Source organism: Streptomyces sp. NPDC101160 (genome assembly GCF_044768205.1).
Classification (GTDB): Bacteria; Actinomycetota; Actinomycetes; order Streptomycetales; family Streptomycetaceae; genus Streptomyces.
Window position 1 is genome coordinate 224,143 of the sequence record NZ_JBIWPJ010000001.1, and the last position, 13,353, is coordinate 237,495.

At 74.0% G+C, this 13,353-nt stretch carries 14 protein-coding genes; 8 read left to right on the plus strand and 6 right to left on the minus strand.

All coding sequences use genetic code 11. The annotated features are described in order from the left end of the window. Positions 1–269: 269 nt before the first annotated feature. Entirely contained in the window at positions 270–860 is a 591-nt protein-coding gene (locus tag ACIRSU_RS01125; RefSeq protein WP_403789364.1) for a hypothetical protein, read from the minus strand. A 177-nt stretch (positions 861–1,037) separates the two neighbouring features. After that, entirely contained in the window at positions 1,038–1,973 is a 936-nt protein-coding gene (locus ACIRSU_RS01130) for a dihydrodipicolinate synthase family protein (RefSeq protein ID WP_403787859.1), read from the minus strand. A gap of 72 nt (positions 1,974–2,045) precedes the next feature. Between ACIRSU_RS01130 and ACIRSU_RS01135 the strand changes: the two genes are divergently transcribed. From ACIRSU_RS01135 to ACIRSU_RS01145, 3 genes are read left to right on the plus strand one after another with little or no spacing between them, the layout of a single operon-like run. Continuing rightward, on the plus strand, positions 2,046–3,098 hold the full coding sequence (locus ACIRSU_RS01135) for a LysR substrate-binding domain-containing protein (protein ID WP_403787862.1): 1,053 nt from the start codon (positions 2,046–2,048) through the stop codon (positions 3,096–3,098). 5 nt (positions 3,099–3,103) lie between these two features. Beyond that, positions 3,104–3,460 (plus strand): hypothetical protein, encoded by a 357-nt coding sequence (locus ACIRSU_RS01140; RefSeq protein WP_403787865.1) that lies wholly within the window; start codon positions 3,104–3,106, stop codon positions 3,458–3,460. 2 nt (positions 3,461–3,462) lie between these two features. After that, the gene (locus tag ACIRSU_RS01145) at positions 3,463–4,323 is read left to right on the plus strand and encodes a methyltransferase domain-containing protein (protein WP_403787867.1); all 861 of its coding nucleotides are present in this window, start codon (positions 3,463–3,465) and stop codon (positions 4,321–4,323) included. Here the strand turns inward: ACIRSU_RS01145 and ACIRSU_RS01150 are convergent. Then, a complete protein-coding gene (locus ACIRSU_RS01150; protein ID WP_403787870.1) occupies positions 4,281–5,318 on the minus strand; it encodes a phosphotransferase in 1,038 nt (345 codons plus the stop codon). The two genes, ACIRSU_RS01145 and ACIRSU_RS01150, sit on opposite strands and share 43 nt — an antisense overlap. A 286-nt stretch (positions 5,319–5,604) precedes the next feature. After that, on the minus strand, positions 5,605–6,006 hold the full coding sequence (locus ACIRSU_RS01155; protein ID WP_403787873.1) for a DUF5997 family protein: 402 nt from the start codon (positions 6,004–6,006) through the stop codon (positions 5,605–5,607). A 162-nt stretch (positions 6,007–6,168) separates the two neighbouring features. On the opposite strand from ACIRSU_RS01155, the gene ACIRSU_RS01160 reads away from it, so the two are divergent. Continuing rightward, positions 6,169–6,936, plus strand: coding sequence for a LysR family substrate-binding domain-containing protein (locus ACIRSU_RS01160; RefSeq protein ID WP_403789365.1), 768 nt, complete (start codon positions 6,169–6,171; stop codon positions 6,934–6,936). A gap of 203 nt (positions 6,937–7,139) precedes the next feature. On the opposite strand, the gene ACIRSU_RS01165 is transcribed toward ACIRSU_RS01160, so the two are convergent. Beyond that, positions 7,140–8,609 (minus strand): MFS transporter, encoded by a 1,470-nt coding sequence (locus tag ACIRSU_RS01165; protein WP_403787876.1) that lies wholly within the window; start codon positions 8,607–8,609, stop codon positions 7,140–7,142. 107 nt (positions 8,610–8,716) lie between these two features. Here ACIRSU_RS01165 and ACIRSU_RS01170 point away from each other — a divergent pair, with 107 nt between their 5' ends. From ACIRSU_RS01170 to ACIRSU_RS01185, 4 genes are all read left to right on the plus strand, one after another. Then, positions 8,717–9,169, plus strand: coding sequence for a MarR family winged helix-turn-helix transcriptional regulator (locus ACIRSU_RS01170; protein ID WP_403787879.1), 453 nt, complete (start codon positions 8,717–8,719; stop codon positions 9,167–9,169). 17 nt (positions 9,170–9,186) lie between these two features. Next, positions 9,187–9,909 (plus strand): (Fe-S)-binding protein, encoded by a 723-nt coding sequence (locus ACIRSU_RS01175; protein ID WP_403787881.1) that lies wholly within the window; start codon positions 9,187–9,189, stop codon positions 9,907–9,909. A gap of 71 nt (positions 9,910–9,980) precedes the next feature. Beyond that, the gene (locus ACIRSU_RS01180; RefSeq protein ID WP_403789366.1) at positions 9,981–11,378 is read left to right on the plus strand and encodes a lactate utilization protein B; all 1,398 of its coding nucleotides are present in this window, start codon (positions 9,981–9,983) and stop codon (positions 11,376–11,378) included. Then, complete coding sequence (locus tag ACIRSU_RS01185; protein WP_403787883.1) at positions 11,375–12,073, plus strand: lactate utilization protein C; 699 nt, start codon at positions 11,375–11,377, stop codon at positions 12,071–12,073. The genes ACIRSU_RS01180 and ACIRSU_RS01185 overlap by 4 nt, the downstream gene beginning before the upstream one ends. Here the strand turns inward: ACIRSU_RS01185 and ACIRSU_RS01190 are convergent. After that, positions 12,046–13,230 (minus strand): 4-hydroxybenzoate 3-monooxygenase, encoded by a 1,185-nt coding sequence (locus ACIRSU_RS01190; RefSeq protein ID WP_403787885.1) that lies wholly within the window; start codon positions 13,228–13,230, stop codon positions 12,046–12,048. The genes ACIRSU_RS01185 and ACIRSU_RS01190 overlap by 28 nt on opposite strands. Positions 13,231–13,353: the final 123 nt, after the last annotated feature.

The following is a 13,353-nucleotide window of genomic DNA, read 5'->3' on the forward strand; positions in this document are numbered from 1 at the left end:
GGTGACGAGTGGTCGCGGACGGGAGGACCCGTGGGCCGGGCGGCGGCAGGGTGCGCCGTCGCCGCGCGGGTCCGGAACGCGTGTCCGGTCACTCGCAGCGGAACTCGGCCGGGAGACCTGGTGGTTCCGGCTCAGCTCGCGGTCCGCCGCCGGGTGACCGGCGGCTCGGTTCTGTCCGACTCGGGGCTCGTCACGCGGCGGACGCTATCGGTGGCCCGCGCGGAGCCGCAACCCGATATCTCCCGCCGCACCCCACACGTCGGCGCCGCTCAGGCCTTGGCGGCGCAGATCACGTCGTACGGGCGTCCGATGGCGAGCGTGAGTCGCATGGGCTCGGTGGTGCCGGACGGGCACGCCTTCTCGCCCTTGGTCAGGTCGAGCACCTTGTAGCCGCTGCCGGCGGCCTGGGCGCAGGGCACCTCCTGGGCCGTGGAGGTCACGCAGTCGCCCTTGACGAGCTGGCCGCCGCCGGCACCGGCGTCGCCCGGGTGGGTTCCGGTGAGGTTGCGTCCGCAGACGGTCTTGCTGGGGATGCCGCCGCTCTTGTCGCCTCCGGAGCCGAAGGTGATCTTGACCTGGATGATGAGGTCGGTGCCGGCCGGGCACTGGATGGCGTCGGGCAGAATGCCGGCGTCCATCACCGCGAGCGCCTTGAAGGTCGCTCCGGAGTCGCCGCAGTCGACCGCGCGGTAGCCGTCAGGGGCGTCGTCCGGGTCGGGGCCGCCGCAGTCGCCGACGTTCCAGGAGCCGTCCTTGTCTCGGGACGACGAGGACGACGAAGAGGACGAGGACGACTTGTTCTTGTCGTCGAAGAGCTTGGAGGCGCCGTAGGCGAGGCCGAGGATGACGGCGATGATCAGCAGCGCCGCGAGGCAGCCGCCGCTCTTCCGGGCGGGGGGCGGGGTCGTGCCGGGCGCTCCTCCTGCTTCGGGGGTGGGTGCGCCGGGGTTCCGCTCACCCGGCGCACACAGGAGGACGCGCTGTGTACATGTCACGGTTCCGCGTGCCTGACGCGGCCGGCCCGGCAGAGGCTCCCGCTACGCGGACGGCACGGCGAGTTCGGCGGCGTCGAGCGCGGCCAGTTCCGCCAGGGCCGCCGCCACCGACGCCTCGGACGCCGGGAGGAGCGGGAGGCGGACGTCGGGGGTGGGGATGCGGCCCTGGGCGTGCAGGACGGCCTTGACGACCGCCGGGTTGGGCTCGGCGAACAGCCGGGCCGAGAGGCGGGCGAGGCGGTGGCCGAGGGCGCGGGCGCGGGGCGCGTCGCCGTCGCGCCAGGCCGCGACGAGCCGGACGAAGCGGTCGGTGGCCAGGTGCGCCGAGGCGAGGATGCCGCCGTCGGCGCCGAGGGCGAGCAGCGGGGAGGCGAAGGTGTCGTCGCCCGCCAGGACGGCGAATCCGGGCGGCAGTTCGCCCAGGAGGTCGACGGTGTCCTGGTCGATGCCGCCGACGGCGTGCTTGACGCCGATCACGCCGGGGACCGCCGCGAGGGCGCGCAGGGTGGCGGCGTCGAGCGAGCGGCCGGTGCGGTACGGGATGTGGTAGACGACCAGCGGTACGGGGCTGTCGGCGGCCAGCTGGGTGAAGTGGGCGATCACCCCGTCCTGCGAGGGGCGCACGAAGGCCGGGACGATGACCAGGGCCGCCCGGACCTCCGGCCACCGGGCGAGTCCCGCGAGGTCGCGGGCGGCGGATGCGGTGGCGCCGCTTCCGGCGCCGACGACGAGCTGTGCGTCGCGTTCCCGGCAGACCCGGGCGCAGGTGTCGACGACGGCCCGGCGCTCCTCGGGTTCGAGGGCGCCGACCTCGCCGGTCGTGCCGAGCGCGACGAGCCCGGCGGCACCGTCGTCGAGGACCGTGTGCGCGAGCCCCGCCAGAGCGTCGAGGTCGGGACGGCCGTCGCGGGCGAAGGGCGTGACGAGCGGTACGTGGATCCCGTACGGGAGGAAGTCCTGAGTGATGTCCTGTGCCATGCAGTCGAGGGTGCGGGCTGGCGACCCCTCAGGTCCAGTTCGTGTTTTTGATGTGAAGCGTAAGCTGAGCTGATGCTCGATGTCCGACGTCTGCGCCTGCTGCGCGAACTGGCCCTGCGCGGCACCATCGCCGCCGTCGCCGACGCCCTGTCGTTCACCCCCTCGGCGGTGTCGCAGCAGCTCGGCACCCTGGAACGGGAGGCCGGGGTGGCACTCCTGGAACGCTCCGGGCGCGGGGTGCGGCTGACTCCGGCCGGGGAGAACCTCGTACGGCACGCGGAGGCCGTACTGGAACGTCTGGAGCAGGCGTCGGCCGAACTCGCCGAGGCCCGGCACGGGCCGGCCGGTCCGCTGCGGATCGGCGCCTTCCCGACCGCGACCCGCGCGATCGTGCCGGAGACCCTCGTCCTGCTCGCCGCCCGCCATCCGGCCCTGGAGCCGATGGTCTCCGAGACCGATCCGGCGGGGGTGGCACACGCGCTGCGGGCGGGCGACCTCGACGTGGCCCTGGTCCACGACTACGACCTGGTGCCGTCACCCCTGGAACCGGGGCTCGCGGCCGAGCCGCTGTGCGAGGAGGCGATGTTCCTGGCCTCGCCCGCGCCGGCGCCCGAGGACCCGAAGGACTCGGGGAGCTCGGAGGAGTCGGGTAGCAGCTCCGAGGAGTCGGGGGACTACGAGGACTCAGGGGGCTCCGAGGTCTCGGGGAGCTCCGAGAAGTCGGGGGACTACGAGGACTCAGGGAGCTCCGAGGTCTCCGAGGGCTCCGGCGGTCTGGCGGTGCTCGCGCTCTGGCGGGACGCGCCGTGGATCATGGCGCCTCCCGACACACTGTGCCGGGCGGTGACCGAGCAGGTGTGCCGCATGGCCGGGTTCGTGCCGCGCGTACGGCACCAGGTGGACGAGTTCGCTACGGTCCTCGCCTTCGTGGCGGCGGGCCAAGGCGTGGCCGTCGTCCCCGAGTTGGGGGCGACGGACCCGCCGCCCGGGGTGCGCCTGACGGCGCTGCCGGTGCGCCGCAGGACCCGGATCGCCTTCCGCAGCGGAGCCGGCGCGCACCCGGCGGTCGCGGCGCTGATCGGGGCGCTGCGGGACTCCGTACCGGAGCGGTTGCGGGCAGGATGATCCCCATGCGCATACAGAGACGGCCGCAGGACCGGCACCGGTGGATCAAGTACGGCCTGGAGAGCGTCACCGACGGGGAGCGGCGGGTTTGCGCCGACTGCCGCACGCCCATCCGTTCGTACCAGTACCGCTTCCACCCGCCCGAGTCCGACCTCTACGAGCGGTGCGTCGGCTTCGCCTGGTGCCCGGAGTGCCGGCTGTACTCCGGGAACATGGTCCACATCCCGCGCAGGCGGGTGCTCGTGGACCTCCTGGCGGACCTCCCCGCCGAGCGCCGCGAGGCCCTGCGCGGGAAGGAGCCGGAGCTGATCGACTACCTGGACCGGCATTTCCGCATGCACGGCGACAAGGGGGACGGATAACGGTGGCTTCGCAGAGTTTCGACCAGGGCGTCGCCGCGTGGCAGGACTGGCAGGAGGCGCCGTGGGGGCGGCTGCGGTACGCCGTGGCCGAGGCCGATCTGGCGCCGCACCTCGCCGAGTCGGGCAGCGGGCCAATGCGGGTGCTCGACCTCGGCGGCGGGGACGGCGGCGATGCGGTACGGCTCGCCGTTCGCGGCCACCACGTGACCGTCGTCGACTACGCGCCGGCCATGCTGGCGACCGCGACACGGCGCGCCGCCGAGGCGGGCGTGGCCGATCGGATCACCTGTGTGCAGGCCGATGTGGGCTCCCTGCCGGTCGAGTTGGCGGGCGGCGGGTTCGATGTGGTGCTCTGCCACGGCCTGTTGCCGTACACGCCGGACGAGGAGGCGACGATCGGGGTGGCGCTCGGGGCGCTGCGCGCGGGCGGGCTCGTGTCGGTCATCGCCATGAACCGCCATTCGGAGGCGCTGCGTTCGGCGGTGCGGACGATGGATCCCGACACGGTCCTGCGGGCGCTCGACGCGCCGACTGTGCACACCGGGATGTTCGACACCGAGTTGCGGCTGCACACGGCCGAGGAGCTGACCGTGACGCTCCGCACGCTCGGCTGCGACGAGGTGCACCACTACGGGATCCGGGTGTTCTGCGACTACATCCCGGACGACGCGGTGAAGTTCGACCCCGCGTACTACGCCCGCTTGGAGCACCTGGAGATCGCGACCGCCGGACGGGAGCCGTACCGGCACACCGCCCGGCTGCTGCACCTCGTCGCCCGGCGGGAACTCGTCGCCCGGCGCGATCGGCGGCCGGACGGGAGTCAGAGCAGGTCGGGCTCGGCGAAGAGCTCCTCGACCCAGTAGGCGCTCGCCTCGTGGCAGTCCCCGGCCGGGGTGCCGGGGAACAGGCGGCCCCACGAGACCGCCCGGCCGATGGCGGCGAGGCGGACGGCGAGGGTCGCGGCGCGCCGGAGCTCGGGCAGCGGCGCGCCGAGGTCGGACCAGGGCTCCAGATACGCTTCGCGGACGCCCGCCACGGCCTCGGGTCCGTACCGTTCGCGCACGTCACGCGCCGGGACGAGGAGGCTGGCGAAGGGGTGCGCCACACCGGCGTCGCCCCAGTCGAAGAAGGTGAAGCGCCCGGGGGCGGGGGCGAGGACCTGGCCGTCGTGCAGGTCGCAGTGGTCGAGCGAGTCGGGGATGCCGAGGGCGTCGAGCTCCGCGCACCAGTCGAGCAGCCGCGGGCGCCGGGCCCGCAGGGAGCGCCGGGCTTCCGGGGCGAGGGTCGGGTTCTCCTCGACGAGCCGGTCGAAGATGCCGGGCAGATGGGAGGTCCGGGCGCTGGGCACGCCCAGCGCCGTCATCCGGTCCGCGTACGGGGTCAGGGCGCGCTGCATCCGCGCGTACTGCCCGACCGCCGCCAGCCAGTCCTTCGGCCCGGCATCCCCGGCGTCGAGCACGTTCCGGAACAGCGGGCCGCCGTCGGGCAGCAGCGACCAGCCGTGCTCGGCGTCGACCGCGAGCGGCGTCATCACGTGCTCGGGCACCCACTCGGCGAGCGCGCTCCCGAGCGCCGCCTCGAAGCCGGCGGCCGGCGCGCTCGCCTTGAACCAGACCGCGTCACGCGCGTCCGCTCCGGTGCGGAAGCGGACCAGGATCGACCAGGGCCTGATCCGCGCTTCGCGCGGTCCGGTCTCGGCCAGGCCGTAACGGGCCAGCCCCCGCTCCGCCCACTCCAGGGCGGCCGCGCGCCAGGTGGTCTCCTCCCAGGGCGTGACCGCGTCGGCGAACCGCCCGCGGTCGACCGTCATGGGCACGTCTGTCACCGGCACGGCCGGCGTCTCGGTCTCGCGTGACATCCGGCGATTGCAGCACTACGGGCGGAGCCGACGCACCCGAATTACGAGGGCGACGGCGGGCCTGCGGCAGCGGCCTCACGGCGACAACGGCGGGTCTGCGGCAGCGGCCTTACGGCGACAACGGCAGGCCCTTGGCAGTGACCTCACCGCGACACAACGGCGGGCCTGCGGCAGCGGCCTTACGGCGATAGCGGCGGGGCGGGCCTGCGGCAGCGGCCTTACAGCGGTGACGGCGGCCTGTGCCGGCCGCGGCGGCCCGGTCCGAGAGGGCCGGGCCGCCCCGTGCTCAGTCCTCCTGCTGCGCCCGCGCCGCCTTCTCGGCGTGCATCTCCTTGATGCGGACGGTCTCCTTGCGGACATCCGCCTGGGTGGCGCGCTCCTTCTGGAGCCACTCGGGGTTCTCGGCCTTGAGGGCCTCGATCTGCTCGGTGGTGAGCGCCTCCGTGACGCCGCCGCGGGCGAGGCCGGAGATGGAGACACCGAGCTTGGCCGCCACGACCGGGCGGGGGTGCGGTCCGGTGCGGCGCAGCTCGCGCAGCCACTCCGGCGGATCGGTCTGGAGGGCGTTGAGCTCCGCACGGGAGACGACACCCTCGCGGAACTCGGCGGGGGTGGCATCGAGGTACACACCCAGCTTCTTCGCCGCGGTGGCGGGCTTCATGGTCTGGGCGGTCTGGTGCTGCGTCATGCGACAAGAATATCGGTCAGGGGCGCCGCCGCCGACCACGGCCGGTAATCTGGCCTGGTGACAGGCTCGGACACCTCCCCCACCCCCGCTCCCTCCGCTTCCGCGGCCGCCCCGGCCCCGGCTGCGGCCCCGGTTCCGGCCCCGGCCGCCCCGTCGTTCCGGCTGGCGTACGTGCCGGGCGTGACGCCGGGCAAGTGGGTGCGGATCTGGCACGAGCGGCTGCCCGACGTGCCGCTGGAGCTGCTGCAGGTGCAGCCCGGCGAGGCCGCGGCGCTGCTGCGGGAGCGCGGCGCCGACGCCGGTTTCGTGCGCCTGCCCGTGGACCGTACGGAGCTCAGCGCCATCCCGCTCTACACGGAGCTGACCGTCGTCGTGTGCCCCAAGGACCACGTGGTGGCGGCGGCGGACGAGGTGACCGTCGAGGACGTCGCCGACGAGATCGTGCTGCATCCGCTGGACGACACGCTGGACTGGGACGGTCCGCCGGGACTGCCCGCGTTCGAGCGCCCGGCGACAACGGCCGACGCGATCGAGCTGGTCGCGGCGGGGATCGGGCTGCTGATCGTGCCGCAGTCGCTCGCGCGGCTCCACCACCGCAAGGACCTCACGTACCGGACGATCACGGGGACGCCGCAGTCGCAGGTGGCGCTGTCCTGGCCGGAGGAGGCCACCACCGACCTGGTGGAGGACTTCATCGGGATCGTGCGCGGGCGGACCGTGAACAGCTCGCGCGGCCGGCGCCCCGACGAGAAGGCGGCCAAGGCGAAGGACAAGGGCGCCAAGGACGCGAAGTCCGGGCGTTCGGCGAAGCCGAAGGCCGCCCAGCAGCGGCAGCAGCCCAAGCAGGGCCAGAAGCAGGGCGGCGGCCGCCGCACCGGCGGCGCGGCTCCCAAGAGCGGTCGCGCCGGGAAGCCGCGCCGCAAGCCGTGAGCGGCGGCGGGCCGGCTCACACCGCCGACCGCCCGCCGACCGGCCCGCCGAGCCGCGCAGGGCGGCCTCGGCGGCGGTGACGACGATGGCGCCGCGCCCGGCGGCGAGCATGTGCCGTAGGACCGGCCGGGTCACCGGGAACGGCGGTCTCAGGCCGTGGTCATGTGCGCCAGGACCGCCCAGGTCAGCAGGAACGACGGGTCTCAGGCCGTCGTCTCGGCCGCCGGGGCCGGCTGTCCGGTGCCCGGTGCGGGGACGGCGGCGAGCGGTCGTACGGGGATGAGCGAGGCCACCAGGGCCGCCGCGAGAGCCACGCCGCAGCCGATGAGGAGCGCGATCCGGAAGCCGTTCTCGGAGGGCAGGCGGTGGCCGCCGAGGTCGGTGGTCAGCTGGGCGAGGACGACGCCGATGACGGCGGCCGAGACGGAGCTGCCGATGGAGCGCATGAGAGTGTTGAAGCTGTTGGCGGAGGCGGTCTCGTGCTGCGGCACGGCGCCCATGATGAGGGCCGGCATGGCCCCGTAGGCGAGGCCGACGCCGATGTTGCAGACGAGGGTGACGGCGAGCAGGCCCCAGGTGGAGCCCATGAGCAGCGGTGAGGAGCCGTAGCCGAGGGCGATGACGAGACTGCCGACGGTGAGGGTGACCTTGGGGCCGCGGGCGGCGGAGAGCTTCGCGCCGAGCGGGGCGAGGGCCATCATCATCAGACCGGCGGGGGCCATCCAGAGGCCCATGGCCATCATCGACCGGCCGAGGCCGTAGCCCGTCGCCTCGGGCAGCTGGAGCAGCTGCGGGACGACGAGGGACTGCGCGTACATCGCGAAGCCGACCAGGACCGAGGCGGCGTTGGTCATGAGGACCTGCGGGCGGGCGGTGGTGCGCAGGTCGACCAGCGGGTCGCGGGTGCGCAGCTCCCAGGCGCCCCAGGCGAGCAGGACGACGACCGCGGCGGCGAACAGGCCGAGGGTGGTGGCGCTTGCCCAGCCCCAGACGGAGCCCTTGGAGACGGCGAGGAGCAGGGCGACGAGTCCGCCGCCGAGGCCGAGTGCGCCGAGGACGTCGAAGCGTCCGACGGCTCCGGTGACGCGGCCGGCGGGGACGAGGGCGAGGACGAGGACGCCGACGAGGAGGCTGAGGGCGGCGGCGACCCAGAAGAGCACGCGCCAGCTGGCGTGTTCGGCGACGGCGGCGGAGAACGGCAGGCCGAGGGCGCCGCCGACGCCCATGGAGGCGCTCATGAGGGCGATGGCGGAGCCGAGCTTCTCGGGCGGCAGGACGTCGCGCAGCAGGCTGATGCCGAGCGGCACGATGCCCATGCCGAGGCCCTGGAGGCCGCGGCCGACGATCATCGGGGCGACGGAGCTCGACAGGGCGCAGACGGCGGAGCCGGCGACGAGCGGGGCGGTGGAGGCGAGGAGCAGGCGGCGCTTGCCGTACATGTCGCCGAGGCGGCCGGCGACGGGGGTGGCGACGGCGGCGGCGAGCAGTGTCGCGGTGATCACCCAGGAGGCGTCGGAGGCGTCGGCGTGCAGGAGGGCGGGCAGGTCGCCGATGAGGGGGACGACGAGGGTCTGCATGAGGGCGGCGACGATGCCCGCGAGGGCGAGGACGCCCACGACTCGGCCGGCGCCGCCGGGGTCCTGGGGGCGGGTGGCGGGTGTGGCGGCGGGCATGGGGGCTCCTTGGACGGTGTACCGACGGGTGGCACACCGACGGCGATGTGCAAGGTACACATGATGTGCATCATGCACAATCACTGCAGGCTGCATATGCTGAGGCGATGGAGAAGCCCACGCATCTGATCGAGTTCGAGACCATGCTCCTGGCGCGGCACTCGCTGCTCCACGCGCCGCGGCCGCGGGCGGCCGGCAACCTCGACCGGAGCGCGTACCTCCTGCTCACCCGCATCCGGATGGACGGGCCGATGTCCATCAGCCAGCTCAGCGACGCCTTCGGCCTGGACGCCTCCACGCTCAACCGGCAGACGGCGGCGATGCTGCGGGCCGGGGTCGTCGAGCGGATTCCCGACCCGGACGGCGGCATCGCCCGCAAGTTCCGCATCACCGAGGAGGGCGAGCGGCGCCTGGACGCCGACCGCTCCTACAACGTCCAGGGCCTGGAGCGGGTGCTCGCCGACTGGACGCCCCAGGAGGTGGCGGACTTCGCCGCCGTCCTGGAACGCTTCAACCGGGACATCGAACGACTCGACGGGCGGCCCTGGCCGCGCCCCTGACCCGGAAGGCCCCGCACATGCGCGTCGCCCTGTTCGTCACCTGCGTCAACGACGCCCTGTACCCGGCGACGGGGGTGGCGACCGTCCGGCTGCTCGAACGCCTGGGTGTCACCGTCGACTTCCCGGCCGCCCAGACCTGCTGCGGGCAGCCGCAGTTCAACACCGGCTACCGCGCCGAGACGGCTCCCCTGGTCCGGCGCACGGTGCGCGCCTTCGCGGGGTACGAGTACGTGGTCACCCCGTCCGGGTCCTGCGCGGCGATGCTCCGCCGCCACTACCCGCAGTTCGGCCCCGAAGCGGCCGAACTCGGGCCCAGGACCCACGAGCTGACGGAGTTCCTCGTCGACGTCCTCGGTGTGACCGACGTCGGCGCGTACTTCCCGCACCGGGTCACCTACCACCCCTCCTGCCACGGGCTGCGGCTCCTCGGGCTCGGCGACCGGCCGCGCCGGCTGCTCGAAGCCGTCAAGGGCCTGGAGCTGGTCGAGCTGCCGGGGGCGGAGGAGTGCTGCGGCTTCGGCGGCACGTTCGCGGTGAAGAACCCGGACGTGTCGGCGGCGATGGGCGCGGACAAGGTCCGCAACGCCGTGTCGACCGGGGCCGAGGTGCTGTGCGGGGCGGACAGCTCGTGCCTGATGCACCTGGGTGGCACGATGAGCCGGATGAAGGTGCTGCCGGAGCTGCGGCCGGTGCACCTCGCGGAGATCCTGGCGAGCACGGAAGAGGAGCCCTTGCGATGAGCGGCCAGAAGGGGCGCGCGCCGGCGCTCGACGAGGGGCTGCGGTCGGGCGACGGGCGGGCCTTCCTCGGTATGCCGACGTTTCCGAAGGCCGCGCACGACGCGGTGCGCGACGAGACGCTCCGCGCCAACCTGCGGCACGCCACCCACACCATCCGCGACAAGCGGGCCCGGGCGGTCGCCGAGCTCGACGACTGGGCGGAGCTGCGGGAGGCGGGGCGGCGGATCAAGGACCACACGCTCCGTCACCTCGACCGCTACCTGCTCCAGTTGGAGGAGGCGGTGACGGCCGCGGGCGGCACGGTGCACTGGGCGGCGGACGCCGACGAGGCGAACCGGATCGTCGCCGACCTGGTGAAGGCGACCGGCGAGACGGAAGTCGTCAAGGTCAAGTCGATGGCCACCCAGGAGATCGGCCTCAACGAGGCCCTCGCGGCCGAGGGCATCCGCGCCTACGAGACCGATCTCGCCGAGCTCATCGTCCAGTTGGGCGACGACCGGCCCTCGCACATCCTCGTCCCGGCGATCCACCGCAACCGGGCCGAGATCCGGGATGTCTTCCGCTCGGAGATGGCCCGTTGGGGCCGCCCGGCCCCGGACGACCTCACCGACACACCCGCCGAACTCGCCGAAGCCGCCCGGCTCCACCTCCGCGAGAAGTTCCTGCGCGCCAGGGTCGGCATCTCCGGCGCCAACTTCATGGTCGCCGAGACCGGCACGCTGGTCGTGGTCGAGTCCGAGGGCAACGGGCGGATGTGCCTCACCCTGCCCGAGACGCTGATCTCGGTCGTGGGCATCGAGAAGGTCGTGCCCACCTGGCGGGACCTGGAGGTCTTCCTGCAGACCCTCCCCCGCTCCTCGACGGCCGAGCGGATGAACCCGTACACCTCGATGTGGACCGGCACCACCGACGGCGACGGGCCCGAGAGCTTCCATCTGGTGCTGCTCGACGCCGGCCGCACCGACGTCCTGGCCGACGCCACCGGGCGGCAGGCGCTGCGCTGCATCCGCTGCTCGGCCTGCCTCAACGTCTGCCCGGTGTACGAGCGGGCCGGCGGCCATGCCTACGGCTCCGTCTACCCGGGCCCGATCGGCGCGATCCTCACGCCCCAGCTGCGCGGTACGGCAAGCGAGATCGACGCCTCGCTGCCGTACGCCTCCTCGCTGTGCGGGGCGTGCTACGAGGTGTGCCCGGTCGCTATCGACATCCCCGAGGTGCTCGTGCACCTGCGCGAGCGGGTCGCCGGGCAGGGCGGCCCGGGGCACCGGCTCGAACGCGCGGCGGTCAGGGCGGCGGGCTGGGTGCTCGACCGGCCGGGCGTGCTCGCCGCCGGGGAGCGCCTCGCCGCCCGGACCCGCGGCCTGCACCCGAAGAACCCGCCGGGCGCCGGGGCCTGGACCGGGAGCCGTGACCTGCCGGAGGTGCCGGCGGAGCCGTTCCGCGAGTGGTGGAGGAAGAACCGTTCATGACGTCTTCCAGGGAGCTGGTCCTCGCCCGGATCCGGGCCGCCGTCGCCGGCGCCCCCGAGGCGCCCGAGCCGGAGCGCCGCTACCGGCGGCAGCACGCGCCCGACGATCCGGCCGCGCTCGTCGACCTGCTGCACGAGAACCTCGCCGACTACCGCGCCGTCGTCCACCGCACCGGCCCCGACGGGCTCGCGGAGCTGATCGGCCGGCTGCTCGCGGCGCATGGTGCGCGCGGTGTCGCCGTACCGCCCGGGCTGCCGCCGGAGTGGCTGTCGGGGCTGGGCGCGGACGTCGGACTCCGGCCCGACGACGGGTCGCTGACGGCCCTCCGGCTGGACGCGACGGACGCGGTGGTGACCGGTTGCGCCGTCGCCGTCGCCGAGACGGGCACGATCGTCCTCGACGGCGGCCCGGCGCAGGGGCGGCGCGCGCTGACCCTCGTACCGGATCTGCACGTGTGTGTCGTGCGGGTGCCGGAGCAGGTGGTGGCGTCGGTGCCGCTCGCGCTGCCCCGGCTGGCGCCGGAGCGGCCGCTGACCTGGATCTCCGGGCCGTCGGCGACGAGCGACATCGAGCTCGACCGGGTGGAGGGGGTGCACGGGCCGCGCCGGCTGGAGGTGGTCCTGGTCTCGGAGTCGCCCGAGGCGCAGCCGCGCCCGGTGGTCTCCCGTCAGACGTCGAGCGGCAAGCCGGTGTAGTTCTCCGCGAGTTCGGCGGCCGCGTGCGGGGAGGTGGCGATGCGGTCCAGCTGGGACTGCTGGAGGCGGGTGTCGAAGGGCGACTGGGCCGGGTCGGCGTGCAGGGTGGTGGTCATGGCGTACGAGAAGTGCTCGGCGCGCCACACCCGGCGCAGGCAGGTGTCGGAGTAGGCGTCGAGGAGCTCGGTGGAGCCGGTCTTGTGCAGGTGGGCGAAGGCGCGGGCGAGGACGATGACGTCGGCGGCGGCGAGGTTGAGACCCTTGGCGCCGGTCGGGGGCACGATGTGCGCCGCGTCGCCGGCGAGGAGGATCCGGCCGAAGCGCATGGGCTCGGTGACGGAGCTGCGCATCGGCAGCACGGCCTTCTGGGTGACGGTGCCGCGGGTGAGGCGCCAGCCGGGGTCGGCGCTCAGGGCGAGGCGGGCGTCGAGTTCGTCCCAGACGCGCTCGTCGGGCCAGTCGGCCGGGTCGGTGCCGTTGGGGACCTGGAGGTAGAGCCGGCTGACGGACGGAGAGCGCATGCTGGCGAGGGCGAAGCCGCGCTCGGAGTGGGCGTAGATCAGCTCGTCGTAGACGGGCGGGGCGTCGGCGAGGATGCCGAGCCAGGAGTAGGGATACGTGCGCTCGAAGATGCGCTGTTCGGTTGCGGGGACGGCGCGGCGGGTCACGCCGTGGTAGCCGTCGCAGCCGACGACGTAGTCGCAGGTGAGTATCTGCTGGCGGCCCTCGTGGGTGTAGCGGATGCGGGGGCGGTCGGTGTCGGCGTCCTCGACGGCGACGGCCTCGGCCTCGAAGAGGAGCGGGCCGCCTTCGGCGAGCTGGAGGGCGACGAGGTCCTTGACGACCTCGGTCTGGGCGTAGACCCAGACGCGCCGGCCGCCGGTGAGGGCGGGGAAGTCGACGCGGGTGGCGCGGCCTTCGTGGCGGAGCTCGATGCCGTCGTGCGGGAGGCCCTCGGCGTCGAGGCGGGCGCCCGCGCCGGCGGCGCGCAGGGCGTCGACGGTGGCCTGTTCGAGGATGCCGGCGCGCTGGCGCTGTTCGACGTAGGCGCGGTCGCGGCTCTCCAGGACGACGCTGTCGATGCCGGCCCGGTGCAGCAGGCGGGCCAGGAGCAGGCCGGAGGGGCCGCCGCCGATGATGCCGACGGTGGTGTGCATGAGGTCTCCTCGTCGCGTCGAGTCACGAGCTGTTCGCCAGTGTTGTTCGTCAAAGCTGTTCGCATGGTGAAGACTTCTTCACTATGCTGGAAGTCTGGTCGCGGCCGGGCCCGCCTGTCAACG